The sequence below is a fragment of the Streptomyces sp. NPDC020958 genome, assembly GCF_055562175.1.
In genome coordinates this window covers 1,283,880-1,302,459 of the sequence record NZ_JBVHFU010000001.1, presented here as the reverse complement: position 1 = coordinate 1,302,459, position 18,580 = coordinate 1,283,880, and the positions used below count along the sequence as shown (strand labels likewise).

The window sequence follows — 18,580 nt, the reverse complement described above, 5'->3', positions numbered from 1 at the left end:
GTCGCGGACGCGGTGAAGGTCGCGGTGCCGGTCCCGGAGGAGTCCGCCGCCACGGTCACGTTCTGCGCGGTGCTCCAGTTCGACGGCGTGAACGTGAGCGACGAGCCGTCGGAGACCGACAGGCCCGCGTTGCCGTCGGTGCGGGTCGTTTTGACGGTGACGTCGGCGTTCGGCCGTGCCGAGAGCTTCACCGCGAACGCGCCCGACTTGCCCTGCTGGACGCCCAGTTGGGTGGGCGACGCGACCACCGCGGGAGCGGACGTCACCGTGATCCCGACCGGCGTCGACTCCGCGGACGCGCCCAGGCTGTCGTACGCCTTCGCCACCAGGGAATGACTGCCCGCCGCCAGCCCGGAGGCGGACAGGGTGAACGGCGCGCTGGTGTCGGTGCCCAGCAGGGTCGTGTCGTCGTAGAACTCCACCTTGCTGATGGTGGCGTTGTCGGCGGCCGCCGCGGTCGCCGCGAGCGGGACGGCGGTGCCCTGCGTGTAGACCGCGCCCGCGCTCGGGCTGGTCAGCACGGTGACCGGCGGCTGGTGGGCGCCGGCACAGGGCGTGCCGTTGACCGTGAAGGAGGAAGGAGCGGTGTTGGTACCGCTGTAGCTGAACTGCGCGCCCGTCGAGACGGCCGCGCCCGCGGCGATCGTGCCGTTGTAACCGGCGTCCTTCACGGTGATCGACTGACCCGACTGCGACCAGGTGCCGTTCCAGCCGTTGCTCAGCTTCTGGTTGCCGCTGTAGGCGTACGTCAGCGTCCAGCCGTTGATCGTGTCGGTCCCGCGGTTGGTGAGGGTGAGGTCGGCGGTGAAGCCGGAACCCCAGTCATTGGTCCTGTAATCGACGCTGCACTGAAGGGCCGCCGCATGGGCGGGAGTTGCGCTGGTGGCGAGCGTCGACAACGGCAGCGCCAATGCGGCCGCGACGGCGGTCCACAACCGTCTCGCGGCTCTGCGCTTGCGTCCGGAATCCACGTTTCTGGTCCTCCTTGCGGAGTGCGGCTCGGTGGGGGGACAAGGCTTGAACCAGTGGGAGCGCTCCCATAGTGGGGATGACGGCTGACCCCGTCAAGACGTTGAGGAGTTGAATCGTTTTGAGCGGAACCGGCCGAAGAACGTTAAGCAACAACCCGGTCACCAACGGCTGGAACGCGAAGATCTCCCAGAGCGGTACCGCCGTGACGGCCGGCAACGAGAGTTACAACGGCTCCCTGGCCACCGGCGGTTCGGTCAGCCTCGGCTTCAACGGCTCCTACAGCGGCACCAACGCCGTGCCGGCCACCTTCACGCTCGATGGCGTCGCCTGCAACGTCGACGACGGCGGCAGCGGCGGTGGTACCGGTGGCGGCACGGGCGGCGGTACCGGGGGCGGCACGGGCGGCGGAGGGGGCGGTGGTGGCACGGACGGCCGGGCCGACAACCCCTATGCCGGGGCCAAGGTGTACGTGAACCCGGAGTGGTCGGCCAAGGCGGCGGCGGAACCTGGGGGCAGCCGGATCTCCAACCAGCCCACTGCCGTCTGGCTCGACCGGATCGCCGCGATCAACGGCGTGAGCGGCGGCATGGGCCTGCGCGACCACCTGGACGAGGCGCTGAAGCAGAAGGGATCCGGTGACCTCGTCGTCCAGCTGGTCATCTACGACCTGCCGGGCCGTGACTGCGCCGCACTCGCCTCCAACGGCGAACTCGGCCCGAACGACCTCGACAAGTACAAGAGCCAGTACATCGACCCCATCGCGTCCATCCTCTCCGACCCGAAGTACGCGGGCCTGCGGATCGCCACGGTCATCGAGCCCGACTCACTGCCCAACCTGGTCACCAACGCCGGTGGCACCCCCACCACGACCGACGCCTGCGTGACCATGAAGAGCAACGGCAACTACGAGAAGGGCGTCTCCTACGCCCTGGACAAGCTCGGCGCCATCCCCAACGTCTACAACTACATCGACGCGGGCCACCACGGCTGGCTCGGCTGGGACAGCAACCTCGGCCCGGCCGTGCAGGAGTTCGCCAAGGTCGCCACGACCAACGGCGCGAGCGTCGACGACGTGGCCGGCTTCATCGTCAACACCGCCAACTACAGCCCCGTCAAGGAGCCGAACTTCAAGGTCACCGACACGGTGAACGGCCAGACCGTGCGCCAGTCGAAGTGGGTGGACTGGAACCAGTACGTGGACGAGCAGTCGTTCGCCCTGGGCTTGCGGGACAAGCTGGTCGCGGCCGGGTTCCGCTCCGGCATCGGCATGCTCATCGACACCTCCCGCGACGGCTGGGGCGGTGCCGCCCGGCCTACGGGGCCCGGGCCGCTCACGTCCGTCGACGACTACGTCAACGGCAGCCGCGTCGACAGGCGCATCCACGCCGGCAACTGGTGCAACCAGAGCGGCGCCGGACTCGGCGAGCGGCCCACCGCCGCCCCCGCCGCCGGCATCGACGCCTACGTGTGGGTCAAGCCACCGGGCGAGTCCGACGGCTCCAGCTCCGCCGTCTCCAACGACGAGGGCAAGGGCTTCGACCGCATGTGCGACCCCACCTACGGCGGCAACGCACGCAACGGCAACAACCCCACCGGCGCCCTGCCGAACGCACCGCTGGCCGGGCACTGGTTCTCCGCCCAGTTCCAGCAGCTCATGCAGAACGCCTACCCGCCCCTGCCGTGATCCTGTGACACGGTGAGTGGCTGCCGGGGCCGGTCGTCAAGTGACCGGCCCCGGCGCAGGCGTCGGTGCAGGGTCACCGGCGGGTGGGTGGTCAGGTGGGCTGAGGGCGGCCGAAGAGCAGGTCGTAGCCGGAGGGGAGCTGGAGCAGGATCTGTTGGAGCAGGTCGTCGCCGGCGGCGTCGGCGACCGTGGACAGGACGGCGCTGACGTCCCAGGACGCGGTCTGCTCGGTGGCGCCCTCGATCCAGGCCGCGGTCGCCCGCACGAACCGCTCCGGGGACAGCGGCTCGGCGCTCTGCAACGGGTTGAGAAGGATCAGGGCGAAGCCCTCCGGCAGACGCGCCGCCAGCTGGGCTCGTACTTCGCCGAGCAGGTGCGCACCCAGCAGGGCGAGCACGACGCGAGTCGCACGCTCGGCTTCCTGCGGGGTGCGGTATTCGCCGCGTTCCTTCACGTGGTCGAGGAACGCCTCTCGTCGCACGGTCATGTCGGCAACCTCCCTTCCCTGCACCCGGATTGCTCGCGGAGGACGGGCAGGGGGGAGATCGGTCGCCCGCCCTCCGCCGCCGAGCCCTACGGCGGTCCGGCTCAGCCGGAGATCTCCTTGCGGCCGGATCCGACACCGATGGTGACCTTGCGGGGCTTGGCGCGCTCCGCGATCGGAATGCGCACGGTGAGCACACCCGCGTCGTAGTCGGCCTGGATGTGCTCGGTGTCCAGCGTGTCGGCCAGTACCAGCTGGCGGGAGAAGACGCCCAGTGGCCGCTCCGCCAGCTCCATATGCACGTCCTCGGCCTTCGTCGTCGGCCGGCGCTCGGCCTTGACGGTCAGCATGTTCCGTTCGACGTCGATGTCGATCGCGTCCGCGGTGACACCGGGGATGTCGAAGGCCACCACATAGGTGTCGCCCTCGCGGTAGGCGTCCATCGGCATCGGGGACAGCCGGGACCATGTGCCGGTGCCGGTGCCCACCAGATGCTGCGCCAGCCGGTCGAGCTCACGGAAGGGGTCGGTGCGCATCAACATCGGAAAACACCTCCAGAGGGTTCGGGCAGTTGCTGCCAATGCGCCGCCTCACTGACACCGTTGTATCACGTCATCGCTTGGATGACAATCAATGCGTCATCCGAAAGATGACACTCGGGGTGGTCCCGAGGGCCTCGCTCAGCGGTGTCCGCCGTGGGGGTCCGCCGCGTGGTGCCCGTGGTGCATGTGATCGGCGTGATCATGACTGGTGTCGGGTGAGCCGCCCATCATGCGGAGCATGGCCATGCCGCCGGTGCGCCAGAAGCGCACCAGGAGCACCGCGGCCAGGAGGAGGAAGACGATGTTGAGCCAGGTGGTGTAGTTCCAGCTGATGCCTTCCATGGGCACCTTCGCGTCGGCCTGGTCAGGGATCAGCCCGAGCCCGCCGAAGGTGAACTCCACGACGTATCCGGCGATGACGATCGCGAGGTAGAAGGTGCCGAGGAGGAAGGCGGCCGTCTTGGCGCCGTAGTACTTCCGGTAGATGTTGAGGATCGGCAGGATCAGCAGGTCGGCGAAGATGAACGCCACCACGCCGCCGAAACTGATGCCTCCCTTCCACAGCACCACGGCCAGCGGCACGTTGCCGATGGAGCACACGAACGAGGCGATCGCCACCAGCGGGCCGACAAGGGGCCCCCACAGCTTGGCGGCGAGCGGGTGGCCTTCGAAGAAGAAGGCGCGCCAGAACGAGTCCGGGACCCAGGCGGCGATCGCGCCGGCGATGAGCAGCCCGACGACCAGGTCACGCAGGATCGCCGCCCATTCCATGACGAACACGTGGCTGGTGGCGGTGAAGCCCTCACGGGAGAGGAGCCGGCGCGTGAAGGAGCCTTGGCGCTGTACGGACATGTCCATCGCGGCGTGGCCCTCCATCGACCCGGCAAGCCCCTGTTCTGCCTGCTCGCGAGCCTGACGCAGGAGCCTGTCGCGCAGGAACAGCCTGAACAGCACGGCCAGCAGGACGATCATGATGGGGCCGCCGACGAATTCGGCGGCGGTGAACTGCCAGCCCATCAGCAGCGCGAGGATGACGCCGAGTTCGATGACGAGGTTGGTGGAGGCGATCTCGAAGGCCATCGCGGCGGTGAAGTTCGCGCCCTTGCGGAACAGCGAGCGGGCCAGCGCCACCGCGGCGTAGGAGCAGGACGAGGACGCCGCGCCCAGGCCGGCGGCGACGGCGAGGGTGCGGGGCCGGTCGTCGCCGAGCAGGGAGACGACGGTGGACTTGCGGACCACGGCCTGGACGACGGCGGACAGCGTGAAGCCCAGGATCAGGGCCCAGGTGATCTCCCAGGTCATGGAGCCGGTGATCGACAGTGCGTGCAGTACGGCGTGCATGTGAAAAGCCTTCCTCGCACGAAGCGGCGTACGCCCGGAGGTCGCGGGGTGAGGGGGCGGGTCTTTCGGGCCGGGTGCGGGGCGCCGCAGGCGAGGGCGGCGCCCCGCTCGCGCTCAGCCCACGCGCAGGGTCAGGGCGGCGGTGTGGAGCGTGCCGCCGGTCTGGAACTGCAGGAACAGCCGCCAGTTGCCGGAGGTGGGCAGTTCGGCGTGGAAGGCGAGGTCCGGGCCGCCGTGGTCGCCGGCCACCTTGGTGGTGGGGTGGAGGTGGGCGAAGGCGGCGTCGCCTTCGTGGAAGGCGGTCAGATGGGCGTAGGTGTCCAGGTAGGGCTGGAGGTCGGTGACGGGTTTGCGGTCCTTGGCGAGGGAGACGGTCAACGGATGCGCCATCTTGGCCATGGGCTCGCCCTTGACGGTGACGGTGTACCCGTCGACCTGGGTGCTGGTGGCGGGGTCGGGCAGCGGGGTGTTGGTCGCGGTTCCGGGCACGGTGACGGTGCGCGAGAGCACGAAGTCCTTGCCCTTGCCGGGCCCGCCGTCGGGGGTGAAGGAGGCGAACAGACGCCAGGAGCCCGGAGTGAGGGAGGCCAGGTCAGCGGTCCAGGTGCCGTCGGCGGCCATGGCGGGGTGGACGTGCTGGAAGCCGGTCAGGTCTGAGCGGATGGCGTAGAAGTGCATCCGCTTGGTCTGGTCGAGGGCGAATCCGGTGACCGCCCTGCCGCCCGGGCCCGTGACCGTGAACCGGTAGGCGGTCCGCTTGCCCGACGGCAGGGTCGCGACCTGGGAGGTGAGGCGGTAGCCGTCCTGAGTGTCGGACAGACCGTTGCCGGAGGTCATGTGCTCCATGCCGGGCATGCCGCCCATCGCTTGCGGCGCGCTGGGCGAGGCGGAGGCGGAGGCGGAGGACTTGCTGCCGTGGTCCATGCCGGGCATGGCCGAGGAGTCGCTGGAGGAACCGCAGGCGGTAAGCGTCAGCGCGAGGGCGGCTGCGGCGCCGGCCGCTGCGAGAGTGCGGCGGCGGGCGGTGAGACGGGAGGAGGTGGCCATCGAGGTGAGTCTTTCCGGGTGGGCGCACCACACCGGTGGTGCGCGGAAACGAGCAGGACGCGATGCCGGCTCCGGCCTGGGACCGGGATCCGGTGCGCGCCTGTCACGTCCGCGCGATGCACACCTGAAGCAGGAGGTCTCGCCCGCCGCCCGGTGGTCCGCGCCGCCCCGTCCCGCCGGCGGCCACCCGCAGGCGGGCCAGCAGCCACGGGGCGAACACTGCGGCGCCTGCCATGCCGAGCAGGCCGGGCGCAGGCAGGCGGGTTCGTTCGTGAGCCGCGGTCGACACGCACAGCGACCCGGACATCCCGGGGACGTCGGCGACCCGGACGGCGGGCCCGGTGCCGTGCGCGGCAGGCGTGGGATTCGCGAGGAGTGCGGCGGGATTGTGAGCGCCGGTCAGCGGCGAGGACGCCATCGTGGACATGGCGCCGTGGCAACCCTCCGCGGCCGCGGCCGGGGCGCCATGCATGAGGAACAGGCCGAACAGCACCGCGCACAGCGCCGACAGCCGGGCGATGCCCCGCCTGCCCGCATGTCCACTGCCCACGTTCCGTCCCTCGTCGCACTTTTCGCCGCACCGTTCGGCATGCCGCCTGGACCGCCCACCCCACCATACCGGGGCGGGGTATGCAAGGTATCAGGGATGACGACGACCAGCCGGTGAACGGGCGCCTTGCCGTCGCTGGATGGAGGGCCACTGGACGCAGGAGAGCAGCCACGGCGAGCCCGTCCGCGCCCGCCACCGGATTCCGTCGAAGACCTGCCGCCGATCCCGCGGTGGACGGCCCGTCTTCGGTATCGGCGGCAACACGGCTTCCAGCCGCTCCCCCTATGCATCCGTCAGATCGCCCCGAGACATCTGAAGATCGTTTCACGGACAGGATGGACAGCAGCCCGTCAGCTCTGATCTGTGGTGGGCCGCCACGAACTGCCGGTCTCGCGCTCGAACGCCGGACGCACGTCAACGGTGTCGTAGACGATGCGCAGTGTGGCGATACGGCCGTCCTCGGTGAGCTCAGCCAGGTCCACCACGTCAAACGGCGCGACAGCTCCGGACGGCAGGCGCCAGTCGAAGTGGAACCAGAACGAGATCAGTGCGGCCCCCTGCTGGGTCCGGCCCTCCGCCACCCCCAGCAGAGTCAGGGCAGCCCGGCTGGTGTCGGCGAAGAGCTCGGGATAGAACTCCGTGGCCGGTCGAGGACCGTACAGCGGAGAGTGCACCATCGCTCCAGGCGCGAACAACTCCAGCACCGCCTCGGCATCCGCCCGCTCCAGCGCCAGCAGGTAAGCCGACACAAGCTCAGCTGCAGTCATGATCACTCACTCAGGATCAGGCCAAATCGACAGCCCACGATCCCATCCCACATCTCGAACACGTCTTAGTGACCGTGGTGTATCAGCGCCTTCGCCACGTGGGCGGCCGTCCTGGCCGGCGTCCCCGGCTGCGGAATGAATGCGTTCGCGAGTTGTTGAAAGCGGTATGAAAAAGATCGGGTTCCTGTCCTTCGGGCACTGGACGCCGTCGCCGCACTCGCAGACGCGTACCGCGTCGGACTCGCTGCTGCAGGCGATCGACCTCGCCGTCGCCGCGGAGGAGCTGGGGGCGGACGGCGCCTACTTCCGGGTCCACCACTTCGCACGGCAGCACGCCTCGCCCTTCCCGCTTCTCGCCGCCATCGGCGCGCGCACCAGCCGGATCGAGATCGGCACGGGTGTGATCGACATGCGGTACGAGAACCCGCTGTACATGGCCGAGGACGCGGGCGCGGCCGACCTGATCTCGGGCGGCCGGCTCCAGCTCGGCCTGAGCCGGGGCTCACCGGAGCAGGTGATCGACGGCTGGCGGCACTTCGGGCACCGGCCGCCGGAGGGCGGAACCGACGCCGACCTGGCGCGCGCCCACACCGAGGAACTGCTCCAGGTGCTGAAGGGGGAGGGATTCGCCGAGCCCGACCCGCGGCCGATGTTCGCCAACCCGCCGGGGCTGCTTCGCATCGAACCGTACTCCGAGGGCCTGCGAGAGCGCATCTGGTGGGGTTCCGGCTCGAACGCGACCGCGGTCTGGGCCGCCGGACTGGGGATGAACATGCAGAGTTCGACCCTCAAGGACGACGAGAGCGGCGAGCCGCTCCATGTCCAGCAACGCAAGCAGATCGAGGCGTACCACGACGCCTGGCGCGCCGCGGGCCACACCCGCACCCCCAGGGTGTCGGTCAGCCGTAGCATCTTCCCGCTCGTCGACGACCGGGACCGCGCGTACTTCGGCCGTGACCGCGGCTCCACGGACCAGATCGGCTACATCGACGCCCACACGCGCAGCATCTTCGGCCGCTCCTACGCCGCCGAACCCGACGCACTCGTCAAGCAGCTCGCCGAGGACGAGGCCATCGCCGCCGCCGACACCGTGCTGCTCACGGTGCCCAACCAGCTCGGCGTCGACTACAACGCGCACATCCTCGACAGCATCCTGACCCACGTCGCACCCGAACTCGGCTGGCGCTGACAACCGGGACGGCGGCAGACAGCACCCAGCCGGGCGGAGACCCGCACGGACCGAGTTGCGGCCGGTCGAGGTGACGGGCCGCGGTCGGTCACCCGGCCGCGTCAATACCGGCGTGGTGCCGGGTCGCGTCGGTGTCGGCGGGGCCGATGGCCGGCACCTCCGCGAGGTCCTCGACCGCGTGGTCCGCCAGCCGGAGCAGGCCGGGTGTCCTGGCGGCCCGGCCCACGGCGAAACAGCGGGCGCCCGCGCGCCGGCCCGCCTGGAGGCCCGCTGCGGAGTCCTCGAAGACCACCGCTTCGCCGGGGGCGACGCCCAGCCGCCGGCGGGCCGGGAGGTAGCCCTCGGGGTCCGGTTTGCCGTGGGTGACGTCCTCCGCGGTCACCATCGTGGTGAAGTGGCCGGCGATGCCGCACCGCGTGAGGTGGTCGTCGACGCAGGTACGGCCACCGGACGTGACGACGGCCAGTGCCACTCCGTCGCGGTGCAGGCGCTCCAGGAGCCGGTCGGCGCCGGGGACGAGCCCGACGGGAGGCAGGCCCGGTTCGCCGTCCAGCGCGGTGAGTTCCGCTCCCACCCGGTCCGCCGTGGCGTGCCTGCCGAACCGTGCGAGGTGTTCCTCGATCACCTCCCCGCTGCGCCGACCGCTGAAGCCGTCGAGCATGGCCTCCCCGCACTCGATGCCATGGCCGGTGAAGAGCCGTCGCCACGGTGCCCGGCTCCTGGGCTCCGAATCGATCAGTGTGCCGTCGAGGTGGAAGAGGGCGGCTCTCGCCGTGTGGGCGGACATGGGGCTCCCTGGGCTGTGTTCGGCTCCGGTGACGGTTCCCGGAGCCGGGGGCGGACTCGGCTCGTGTCTGGTCCGGTGCTGGCTGTGTACCCGGTCCTGTGTCGGACCGTCTCCTCCGACGCCCTCCGCGTACTCGGCAACCCATGCCGCGGCGCGGCCTCGGCCTGAGCCGTGCACCGCGGGGCCACGACGCACCGCATCGGAGTCCTCCTCCTCTTCCTCGGCTCAGAACGCGCGGAAGTCCTCGAAGGAGGGCTCAAACGGGGCATCGGGCAGGCGGTAGGCCTTGCATCGGCCGCCGTGGTTGCCCTTCGGTCCGACGCCGGCCGTCTCACCGGGGAAGGCGTCGGGGATCACCGCCCATCCCAGGTTCTTTTCGTAGTACTGCACGGCGGTGTGCACCGACGGCCACCAGTCGTCGTCGATGACGATCAGCCCACCGGGCCGGACGACCTTGCGCAGGAAGTACAGGTCGACGAAGACTTCATGGAAGCGGTGGCTGCCGTCCACGAAGGCAGCGTCCGCGACGAAGCCCTCGGTCAGCAGTTGGGGAAGCACGACAGAGGACGGCGCGGCCATGAGCGTGGCGATCGTCTCCAGCCCCGCCGAGCGCAGGAGGTCCCAGCCGGCGTTGGAGAACTCGCTCTCCTGGAACGGGTCGATGATGATGTGCCGGGGGTGGGGACGATCGATGGTCACCAGCGCCTCGCCAATCGCCAACGCGGAACTGGCGTAGGCGAGACCGACCTCGACGACCGTCGCGGCTTTCTCGGCGATCAGGAGGTCGCGCAGCTGGTCACAGTGCTGCTCGGGCACCGTGACGGTCTCGAAGTCTGCCTCCAGATCGCGCGTGCGCGGCGGACCATCCTGCACGAGCCGTCGGCGCACCGCGCGGACGTGCGCCGCACGTTCATCTGTCTTCGTCACCCTGGCCACTCTTTCGCTGCGACAGCACCTGAGGTTGCACGATAAGCACGGAGGCGGATCTTGCGGACCAGCGGCGTCTGCTCACCGGCACGCTCGGACTGCGGCACGCTCCAGGCCTTCGCGGTCTGCGCCAAGGTGACCGACCTGGATGTGGTCCACACTCCCTGAGTGTTCCTGGCGGCAGGGGCGGGAGCGTTCGTCCCGTGAACCGCCTGGGCTGTGATCGCGTCTTGTCTCGTGACCGCTACCGCACTTGGCAGAAGGGCAGACCGTGACCGGCAAGGACGCTGAGCGGACCGACGAGCGAGGCGGTGACCCGGGGCCCTGGTGGGCGGAGCTCGGGACGTGGGGGGCTGTCGCACTGATCGTTCTCGGTGGTCTCGCGGCAGCGTGGGTCTTTTTCCGGCTGCCCGGCACCCCGGCGGAGCCGACCGCCGGTTACTACCAGGCCGCCAGGGTCGTCGTCATCGGCCTGGTGATCGCGGGAAGCGCCCTGCTGGGCCGCCGTCGCGCCCGTACCGCGTCCGCCGAGAAGACGGACGAACTGGAACGTGCCTGACGTCACCTCCCGTCAGCACAGGGAACGGAAGGGAAGATCGGGCAGGTACTGCTGCCACTGCCGGGGGGTGAGGGCGTTGCGGGTGGTGGCGCAGATGCGGTGGACGAGCGCCCCGACCCTGACGCGCGTCAGCTCAACGGTACGGTCGTCGGCGGCGGTTGCGAGCACCCGTCCGTCGGGGCTGAAGGCCGTGTCGTTGACGGCTCCGGTGTGACCGGTCAGGGCCGACCCCATGGCGCTGGCGTGGACTGGGTCGGCCACGTCCCACAGGCGCACGGTCTGGTCGTCGCCGCCGCTGGCCAGGGTGTGTCCGTCCGGGCTGAAAGCGAGGGAGTCGACGAAGCTGGAGTGCCCTGTGAGCGGCTGCCCCACCTGTGCGCAGCGGGCAGGGTCGGTGACGTTCCACAGCCGTACGGTGTGGTCGGCGCTCGCGGTGGCGAGGGTATGACCGTTCGGGCTGAACGCCGCGGCGCGAATGCCGCCGCTGTCGGTCCCCACGGCGGGCCGGAACAGCCGGGGGTGTGCCGGATTCGAGGTGTTCCACAGGCGCAGCGTGTCATCGGAGCCCGCGCTGGCCAGAACGTGTCCGTCCGGGCTGAACGCCAGCGCCTCGACGCTGTCGGTGTGGCCTCGTAGGACGCTCAGGCCACGAGCATGCCCCGGATCGGCGACGTCCCACAGCCGTACGGTGCGGTCGGCGCTCGCGGTGGCCAGCACGCGGCCGTTCGGGCTGAACACCACGCGCATCACCGGGCCCGTGTGGCCGGCCAGCACGCGCAGGCGACCGGGGCGGCGGGGGTCCGCGACGTTCCACAGGCGCACCGTGCCGTCGGCGCCCGCGGTGGCCAGCACGTGACCGCGCTGGCTGAAGGCCACTCGGGAGCCGCTGCCCGTGGGGCCTGCCAGTGCCGACAACGCTCTGGGCCGTCCGGGGTCGGTGACGTTCCAGAGCTTCGTGCGCTGGCCCGTGCCGCCGGTGGCCAGGACGTGGCCGTCGGGGCTGAAGGCGACGGCGTCGAGGGGGCCGGGGACGGTCAGACGAGTACCGGGAAGGTTCCACAGCCGCACGGTGTGGTCACGGGAGGCGCTGGCGAGCGTGTGTCCGTCGGGGCTGAAGGCCAGCCAGTAGACGTAGTCGGTGTGACCGGTCAGCGGTTCGCCGAGGGACGTCGGGTGCCCGGGGTCGGTGACGTTCCACAGTCGTACGGTGTGGTCGGCTCCGGCGGTGGCGAGGGTCTGTCCGTCGGGGCTGAACGCAACGGCGTACACGGAGTCGGTGTGGCCGGTCAGCGCGGGGCTCAGCGGTGTGGCGTGCGCCGGACGGGAGACGTCCCACAGGCGCACGGTGTGGTCGTTGCTGACGCTGGCGAGCGTGCGTCCGTCGGGGCTGAAGGCGACCGCGTAGACGGTGTCCTTGTGGCCTTTCAGCGGAGGTCCGAGGAGCTTGGGGTCGGCGGGGTCCGCGATGTTCCAGAGGCGGATGGTGTGGTCGTGGCCGGCGCTGGCCAGCACGCGCCCTCGCGGGCTGAACGTCGCGGAGGCGACCGCCCCCACGTGGCCGGTCAGGGCGTGACCGACGGGTGTGGCGTGCGCGGGGTCGGACACGTTCCACAGCCGCAGGGTGTGGTCGTAGCCCGCGGTGGCGAGGATCCGGCCGTCGGCGCTGAACGACACGGAGAACACGTAACTGGTGTGGCCCTTCAGGGGTGGGCCCCACACCGTGGGGCGCGTGGGATCGCTGACGTTCCACAGTCGTACCGCCCGGTCGCGGCCCGCGGCGGCGAGCGTGTGGCCGTCGGGGCTGAAGGCCAGCCAGTACACCCAGCCGATGTGGTCCCTGAGGGGTGTGCCGAGCGCTCTGGGGTGGGCGGAGTCGTTGACGTCCCACAGGCGTACGGTTCCGTCGGCGCCCGCGGTGGCCAGGGTGCGCCGGTCCGGGCTGTAGGCCACGGCGAACACGGTGTCGGTGTGTCCGGTCAGCGTGGTCGCGAGGGGCGTGTTCTCGGTGCTGAGGAGCCTGGTGTAGAGCTCGGGTGAGGGCCGCAGCCGGTAGGCGGCCAGGCTGAGACGTGCGGCCAGCGAGGTGTCGTTGCTCTCCACCTGCTCCGAGCGGGCCGTGATCTCGCGGGATATGGCGACGTCACGCTCCGCCCGTGCGGCGCCGCGCTGCTGGAACGCGACGACGGCGGCCGTCGAGGCCAGGAGCGTCAGGACGGCCAGTACGGCGACTGCGGCTCGGCGCACGTGGCCGGCCCGGCGTTGTTGCCGGAGGGACGCCGTCAGGAACTCCTGGACCCGCTCGCTGAGCAGGAGGTCGCCGCGGTGACGTTCGGCCCACTCGGCAGCTGTGGCCAGCTGACTGCCGCGGTAGAGCAGGCCCGGGTCCCGGTGCTCGCGCGCCCAGGTGGTTGCGGCTTCCGTCAACCGCTGATGGGTGAGCAGCGCTGCCCGGTCCTCGTTCAGCCAGCCGGCCAGTCGCGGCCACGCCTGGAGCAGTGCCTCGTGGGTGATCTCGACGGTGTCGGTGTCCAGTGTGACGAGCCGGGCCTGGGCCAGCGCGTCCACGACGGCCTCGGTGCCGGGATGAGCGAGACCGTCCAGTTCGGCGCGCGCGACACGTCGTTTGGTGTCGTCGGCCCCCTCGCCGAGGACGACGAGCCGCAGGAAGACGGCGCGGGCCAGGTGCTGTTGCGGGGGCGTCAGGCCGGCGAAGACCGCTTCGGCCGTCTGCGCGAGAGCATGCCGGATACCGCCGGCGGCTTCGTAGCCGGCCAGGGTGAGGGTGTTGCCGCGTCGGCGCCGCCAGGTCTCGCGCAGGGCGTGCGAGACCAGGGGCAGGGCGTTGGCCTGGCCGGTGGCATCGGCGACGACGCGGGCCAGCAGCGGGGTCTCGACCGTGCAACCGGCCTGTACGGCGGGCTGGCTGATGGCCCGGCGCAGTTCGTCGGTGGTCATCGGGCCGACAAGCAACTGGGCGTCGCGCAGCGCCTCGACGAGGTCCGGGTGTTCGGAGCAGCGGGCGTAGAAGTCGGCCCGGACGCCGATCACCACGCGGGTGCGGCTGTTGGCGGCCTGGGCCGCGGTGATCAGGGCCTCGATGAACGCGGCTCGTTCCCGGGTGCTGGTGCAGAGAGTGAAGACCTCTTCGAACTGGTCCACGACCAGCAGGAGTTCGCTGTCCTCGGGCCGGTCGGCGAGGATCTGCAGCACGCTCAGGTGCAGGGCGCGCGGCTTTTCCCGTAGCTCCTCGGACAGGGCGGTGGCTGATCCGCCGCTCAAGGCGGCCAGTCGTGCGGCGCAGACCTCCAGCGGGTGGGGGCCGGGCACGAGCAGTACCGTGCGCCATTCGCCCTTGCCCGTGGTGACGGCATCGGCCCTGGGCAGCAGACCGGCCCGCAACAGGCTCGACTTGCCCGAGCCGGAGGCTCCGAACACCGCGAGGAAGCGGTGGTCCCGGACGCGGGCGACCAGGTCGTCGGTCAGGCGTTCGCGTCCGAAGAACCGTTCGGCGTCCTCCGGCTGAAAGGCCGCGAGCCCCGCGTAGGGGCTCAGGCGTTCGTCGTCGGAGGAACCGAGCGACGTCCCGGCCGGTTCCTCGGCCGCCAGTTCCGCGGCGGCCGACCGCCACCGCGCCTCCCATGCGGCCGGATCGCCCTCACAGGCCCGTACGTACGCGAGGGTGACGGCCAGGCTCGGCAGTCTGCGCCCCGCGGCGGCGTCCGCGAGGGTCGTGGACGAATAGTGTGCCCGACGGGCCAACTCCCGATAGGGCGGGCTCCCTGCCTCGGCCCGTAATCGTCGCAGGTCGGCCGCGAAGACGGTCAGCACGCCGTCGTCGTCCGCCAGCGGACGCTCGGCTCGTGGCACCCCACACCTCCCCGAGATCCAGATCCGGCTCATTGTCCGGAGCTTGTCGTCCGGCACTCAACCCCCGATTCCGGACAACGAAACGGCTGTACAAACGGGGTCACCGGCGGGTCGTCGTGTTCGCTCCGCCGGCTCACCCATCACCTGCGCGACGACCGGACGGCAGCAGGAACCGGGAACACAGGAAAGGGACACCGATGAGGAAACCGGCCGCGAGAAGCGCCGTACTGAGTACTGCTCTCGCGCTTGCCGTCATGGGCCCGGCGGGCGCGGCCGACGCACGAGTCGGCGCGGACTGGGTCGGCTACGGCTACCCGAACCACTACAACGCGGTCAAGTGCACCCAGGAGGGAATCAACAACTCGCCGGCCCCGTACCACGTGAAGGTGGACGGGCTGTTCGGGCCGGACACCTACCAAGGCGTGATCGCCTTCCAGAAGTGGTGGAACACCGCCTACGAACCACGGCTCGGCGTGGACGGGATCGTCGGCCCGGAGACCGGTGACGACCTCCTGGGATGGCTCGGTTCCGGCTGCGACTACTACCTGCCCACCACCGACTGACCGGATCCATCCCATGACGGAGGGACATTCGCCATGCACATTCGCAGGTGTCTTCCAGCGGCCCTGGCAGCTGCCGCCCTGGTGGGCGGCGGACTGACCACCGCCTCCGCGGCCCAGGCCCACACCCTGACCACCGAGGCGTACTCCTGTCACTACTACGCCTCCGGAGGAGGTGAGTACGCAGGTCACTACAGCGGGAACACGGTCGTTCCGTCGTCGACCTCGGTGACCAGTGCGGGCATCGAGGCTCAGTGCCTGCTCAGTTTCATCGGGTACTACACGGACGCCGTCGACGGCATCTTCGGCCCGCACTCGCAGGCCGCGATGAAGCTCGCCCAGCAGACGTACAACAGCGTCTACCACAAGCACGTCAGCGTGGACGGATTCCCCGGCCCCGAGTCCTGGTGGGGGCTTCGTCTCGTCGCCGGGGGCTGATTCCCGACGCGCGTTCATCCCGACACAGCCCGTTTCCCGACGGGCACAGGAGAAGGAGTGTCATGAAGTCCAGCAAGCGTCTACTCGCGGGAGCGGCAACCCTGGCCGTGGCCATGTCGGGGCTGCTGTGTTCCCCGGCCGCCCAGGCTGCCGGACAGACCCCGGCGCAGCCGACGGCCCGCAAGACCGTGTACGTCTACGCCACCGACGTCCATCTGCGGGCGGCACCCAACACCAGCGCCGCGATCCTCGCCACGGTGTCGCACATCTATCTCTACGACTACTGCCAGACGGACAAGAACACCACCGCGGTTCCCGACCCCAACGGAGGGACCAACTCCTGGTGGAGCGAGGTGACGCTCACGACGGGCAGCGACTTCGCCTGGGTGAGCAACGTGTACCTGCAGGGCGGCCGGAAGATATCGGGCGTTCCGGACTGCTAGCGGGCCGGCGCGCGGCCAGTGCCGTCCACCACAAGGTGAATCCCACGAACGACACCGACCCACCGGGAGGTACCACTCCATGCGATGCACCGCCCACCGCCTCGGCGCCACCGCCGCGGTCGCAGTGCTGGCCCTCACGGGTGCCGGCTGGGCCGTCGGCACCGCGTCGGCGGCCCCCAACGCACCGGCCTACGCGTGTGCGTACTACAGCGGTGACGCGCTGACGGTCTACGGCGACACGGGCCCACGGGTCCAGCAGGCGCAGTGTCTGCTGTCCCACTGGCGCTACCTGACCGTGAGCGACATCGACGGGAAGTTCGGCGACCACACCCTGCAAGCGGTGCGGAGCTTCCAGTCGGATCACCACCTGACCGTCGACGGGAAGGTCGGCGTTCACACCTGGGCCGCGCTCTACGGCACCTGACCGCGGGCTCGCGCGGTCACCGGTGCGGACGACGCAGCGGGGGAACCAGGGAGCCGGGCCCCGGACACGAGATGCCCGGGGCCCGGCACGGCGCGGGGAGGCCCGTCGCCCGTGCCCACCGCGGCGTCGACGCCGACGGCGGCACCGGCGCCCGCCTCGGTCAGGGGCTGTCCTCGCCACCCTCGGTGCCGCCGTTGGCGAGCCACTGCACGAAGGCGATCGCGGCGAGGCGGGCCGAGAAGGCGTTGTCACGGGCTGTGGCGGTCGTGGCTGCGGTGGTGCCGGCGGCCGCGGTGAGGCCCGGTGCCGGTGTGTACATCGCCTCGTTGAAGGACGACCCGCTGGGGGCGGAGGCCACGGCGAAGACGGGGTGCGCCGTGCCGCCGGAGAACGACGTCGAGATGTAGTCGCCGACCATGGTGCCCTGCGTGGTGCTCGCCAGCCAGGAGTGGGTCATCGGACCGGCCAGCTGGGTCGGCGCCGTCCAGGTGCTGCCGCCGTCGGTCGAGGACACGTACCCGACGTCCAACTGGCAGGCAGATGCGGTGCAGTTGGCGACCGGGTGGTAGTAGTACGTCAGCGCCAGGTGCGCGGTGCCGCCCGCGGTGGACGGGTCGACCGCGAGGCCGGGGATGAAGTGGTCGGCGGTGCTCGTCGTCGCGTCGATCGGGATGCGGGTCACCGGCGACCAGGTGGTGCCGTTGGTGCTCGTCGCCATGACGATGTCGCGTTTGCCCCGCTCCTGTCGCCCGCGCCCAGCACTGGAACCCGCTCGCACGACCCTGCCGGAACCGCCCGTCCCCTGCGGTCGTCTTGTGCGCTGGCTGTGTGCGAAGCAGGACGGCGGGGGACGTTGTGAAGCGAAACGTGATGAAGACCGGTCTCATGGTGATGACCATGGCGACGGCGCTCGCGGCCTCGGCCTGTGGCCGGGAAGCCGGCGCGGCCTCCGGCGGAAGCGGCGGGACGGTCCCCGCACACCCGTCGAGGCAGTCCGTGCCGCCCTCCACCGTGGGAACGCTGTCCGGTGTCGCCCAGGCCGCCGAGTCCTCCGTCACCCGGCGCGTGCCATGGAACCTGGACATTCTGGACCAGCGGTCGCGGCCCCTGAACGGGAGGCTCACCACCACCGCCACGGGCAGGGGCGTACACGTCTACGTGATCGACACCGGGCTGGACATCGGCCACAAGGAGTTCGGGGGACGCGCCCGTCTCGGCGCCGACTTCGTGGGCCCCGCGGACTCCGGTGACTGCTTCAGCGAGGCGGGAACCGGACACGGCACGTTCGTCGCGGGCATCATCGGCGGGGCCCGGTACGGCGTGGCACCCGAGGCGGAACTCGTCCGGGTCCAGGGCGTCCTGTGCGAGAGCGAGGGCGGCGGCTCCCCGGCAGCGGCCGAGGCAGCGCTGGTGAAGTCGGTGAAGTGGGTCACCGCCCATGCCCGGAAGCCCGCCGTGGTGAACATGTCGCTCAACCTCGACCACCGTTCGGCGGCCCTGGAGTCCGCCGTGAAGAAGATGGTCGACGCCGGCATCCCGACGGTGGTGTCGGCAGGCAACTTCCACGACGACGCATGCACTCACTCCCCGGCCGGCGTCCCCGGCACGATCGTCGTCGCGGCCTCCACCCCCGACGACCGCCCATGGAGCGACGGCGGCTCCTACGGGTCGGGCTACGGCCGGTGCGTGGACCTGTACGCCCCCGGCCAGAAGGTGACCGCCGCCCTGGCCGGCGGCGGCACGACCACGGAGAACGACGGCGCCACGTCCTGGGCCGCGCCGCACGCCACCGGCGTGATCGCGCTGTACCTGTCGGCCCATCCGCACGCCACGGCCCATCAGGTCCACGTCTGGCTCGACCGCGCGGCCACCCGCGGTGTCCTGCGCGGCGTCCGCTCCGACACACCCAATCGGCTGCTATACACCGGCGGCCTCTGACGACTCGGCCCGGTCGCCCGGTCTCCAGCCCCCGACGCGCCGGATTCTCCGGACCGGCAGG

At 70.7% G+C, this 18,580-nt stretch carries 20 protein-coding genes; 8 read left to right on the top strand and 12 right to left on the bottom strand.

Annotation, left to right across the window (positions count from 1 at the left end; genetic code table 11):
* A partial coding sequence (locus ACZ3KP_RS05905; RefSeq protein ID WP_467496714.1) for a cellulose binding domain-containing protein occupies positions 1–971 on the bottom strand: 971 nt, incomplete at its 3' end.
* A gap of 119 nt (positions 972–1,090) precedes the next feature.
* Here ACZ3KP_RS05905 and ACZ3KP_RS05900 point away from each other — a divergent pair.
* Entirely contained in the window at positions 1,091–2,656 is a 1,566-nt protein-coding gene (locus ACZ3KP_RS05900; protein WP_467496712.1) for a glycoside hydrolase family 6 protein, read from the top strand.
* Between the two features lie 91 nt (positions 2,657–2,747).
* Here the strand turns inward: ACZ3KP_RS05900 and ACZ3KP_RS05895 are convergent, their stop codons facing one another.
* The 7 genes from ACZ3KP_RS05895 to ACZ3KP_RS05865 all read right to left on the bottom strand — a co-directional run bounded on the left by ACZ3KP_RS05895 (position 2,748) and on the right by ACZ3KP_RS05865 (position 7,387).
* A complete protein-coding gene (locus ACZ3KP_RS05895) occupies positions 2,748–3,143 on the bottom strand; it encodes a DUF2267 domain-containing protein (RefSeq protein WP_467496710.1) in 396 nt (131 codons plus the stop codon).
* A gap of 101 nt (positions 3,144–3,244) precedes the next feature.
* On the bottom strand, positions 3,245–3,682 hold the full coding sequence (locus ACZ3KP_RS05890; RefSeq protein WP_467496708.1) for an Hsp20/alpha crystallin family protein: 438 nt from the start codon (positions 3,680–3,682) through the stop codon (positions 3,245–3,247).
* A 138-nt stretch (positions 3,683–3,820) separates the two neighbouring features.
* The gene (locus ACZ3KP_RS05885; protein WP_467496706.1) at positions 3,821–5,023 is read right to left on the bottom strand and encodes a permease; all 1,203 of its coding nucleotides are present in this window, start codon (positions 5,021–5,023) and stop codon (positions 3,821–3,823) included.
* Between the two features lie 114 nt (positions 5,024–5,137).
* The gene (locus ACZ3KP_RS05880; protein ID WP_467496705.1) at positions 5,138–6,070 is read right to left on the bottom strand and encodes a hypothetical protein; all 933 of its coding nucleotides are present in this window, start codon (positions 6,068–6,070) and stop codon (positions 5,138–5,140) included.
* Between the two features lie 103 nt (positions 6,071–6,173).
* A complete protein-coding gene (locus tag ACZ3KP_RS05875; protein WP_467496703.1) occupies positions 6,174–6,620 on the bottom strand; it encodes a hypothetical protein in 447 nt (148 codons plus the stop codon).
* Between the two features lie 90 nt (positions 6,621–6,710).
* Positions 6,711–6,893, bottom strand: coding sequence for a transposase (locus tag ACZ3KP_RS05870; RefSeq protein WP_467496792.1), 183 nt, complete (start codon positions 6,891–6,893; stop codon positions 6,711–6,713).
* Positions 6,894–6,970: 77 nt separating this feature from the next.
* Positions 6,971–7,387 (bottom strand): nuclear transport factor 2 family protein, encoded by a 417-nt coding sequence (locus tag ACZ3KP_RS05865; RefSeq protein WP_467496701.1) that lies wholly within the window; start codon positions 7,385–7,387, stop codon positions 6,971–6,973.
* Positions 7,388–7,553: 166 nt separating this feature from the next.
* Here ACZ3KP_RS05865 and ACZ3KP_RS05860 point away from each other — a divergent pair, with 166 nt between their 5' ends.
* Positions 7,554–8,576, top strand: a complete 1,023-nt coding sequence (locus ACZ3KP_RS05860; RefSeq protein ID WP_467496699.1) for an LLM class flavin-dependent oxidoreductase — start codon at positions 7,554–7,556, stop codon at positions 8,574–8,576.
* A gap of 88 nt (positions 8,577–8,664) precedes the next feature.
* Here the strand turns inward: ACZ3KP_RS05860 and ACZ3KP_RS05855 are convergent, their stop codons facing one another.
* Positions 8,665–9,363 carry an HAD family hydrolase gene (locus ACZ3KP_RS05855; protein WP_467496698.1) on the bottom strand — a complete coding sequence of 233 codons (699 nt, stop codon included), beginning with the start codon at positions 9,361–9,363 and terminating at the stop codon, positions 8,665–8,667.
* A gap of 225 nt (positions 9,364–9,588) precedes the next feature.
* Positions 9,589–10,299: a class I SAM-dependent methyltransferase gene (locus tag ACZ3KP_RS05850; protein ID WP_467496696.1), complete on the bottom strand. Its 711-nt coding sequence runs from the start codon at positions 10,297–10,299 to the stop codon at positions 9,589–9,591.
* A gap of 262 nt (positions 10,300–10,561) precedes the next feature.
* Here ACZ3KP_RS05850 and ACZ3KP_RS05845 point away from each other — a divergent pair, with 262 nt between their 5' ends.
* On the top strand, positions 10,562–10,849 hold the full coding sequence (locus ACZ3KP_RS05845; protein WP_467496695.1) for a hypothetical protein: 288 nt from the start codon (positions 10,562–10,564) through the stop codon (positions 10,847–10,849).
* 12 nt (positions 10,850–10,861) lie between these two features.
* Here the strand turns inward: ACZ3KP_RS05845 and ACZ3KP_RS05840 are convergent, their stop codons facing one another.
* Positions 10,862–14,716 (bottom strand): nSTAND1 domain-containing NTPase, encoded by a 3,855-nt coding sequence (locus ACZ3KP_RS05840; protein WP_467496693.1) that lies wholly within the window; start codon positions 14,714–14,716, stop codon positions 10,862–10,864.
* Positions 14,717–14,913: 197 nt separating this feature from the next.
* Between ACZ3KP_RS05840 and ACZ3KP_RS05835 the strand changes: the two genes are divergently transcribed.
* The 4 genes from ACZ3KP_RS05835 to ACZ3KP_RS05820 all read left to right on the top strand — a co-directional run bounded on the left by ACZ3KP_RS05835 (position 14,914) and on the right by ACZ3KP_RS05820 (position 16,581).
* Positions 14,914–15,279 carry a peptidoglycan-binding domain-containing protein gene (locus ACZ3KP_RS05835; protein WP_467496691.1) on the top strand — a complete coding sequence of 122 codons (366 nt, stop codon included), beginning with the start codon at positions 14,914–14,916 and terminating at the stop codon, positions 15,277–15,279.
* Between the two features lie 33 nt (positions 15,280–15,312).
* The gene (locus tag ACZ3KP_RS05830; protein WP_467496689.1) at positions 15,313–15,714 is read left to right on the top strand and encodes a peptidoglycan-binding domain-containing protein; all 402 of its coding nucleotides are present in this window, start codon (positions 15,313–15,315) and stop codon (positions 15,712–15,714) included.
* A gap of 62 nt (positions 15,715–15,776) precedes the next feature.
* Positions 15,777–16,157 carry a peptidase M23 gene (locus ACZ3KP_RS05825; protein ID WP_358985487.1) on the top strand — a complete coding sequence of 127 codons (381 nt, stop codon included), beginning with the start codon at positions 15,777–15,779 and terminating at the stop codon, positions 16,155–16,157.
* Positions 16,158–16,236: 79 nt separating this feature from the next.
* On the top strand, positions 16,237–16,581 hold the full coding sequence (locus ACZ3KP_RS05820; protein WP_467496688.1) for a peptidoglycan-binding domain-containing protein: 345 nt from the start codon (positions 16,237–16,239) through the stop codon (positions 16,579–16,581).
* A 160-nt stretch (positions 16,582–16,741) separates the two neighbouring features.
* Here the strand turns inward: ACZ3KP_RS05820 and ACZ3KP_RS05815 are convergent, their stop codons facing one another.
* Positions 16,742–17,299, bottom strand: coding sequence for a sialidase family protein (locus ACZ3KP_RS05815; RefSeq protein ID WP_467496687.1), 558 nt, complete (start codon positions 17,297–17,299; stop codon positions 16,742–16,744).
* Between the two features lie 152 nt (positions 17,300–17,451).
* Here ACZ3KP_RS05815 and ACZ3KP_RS05810 point away from each other — a divergent pair, with 152 nt between their 5' ends.
* A complete protein-coding gene (locus tag ACZ3KP_RS05810; protein ID WP_467496685.1) occupies positions 17,452–18,519 on the top strand; it encodes a S8 family peptidase in 1,068 nt (355 codons plus the stop codon).
* Positions 18,520–18,580 lie beyond the last annotated feature (61 nt).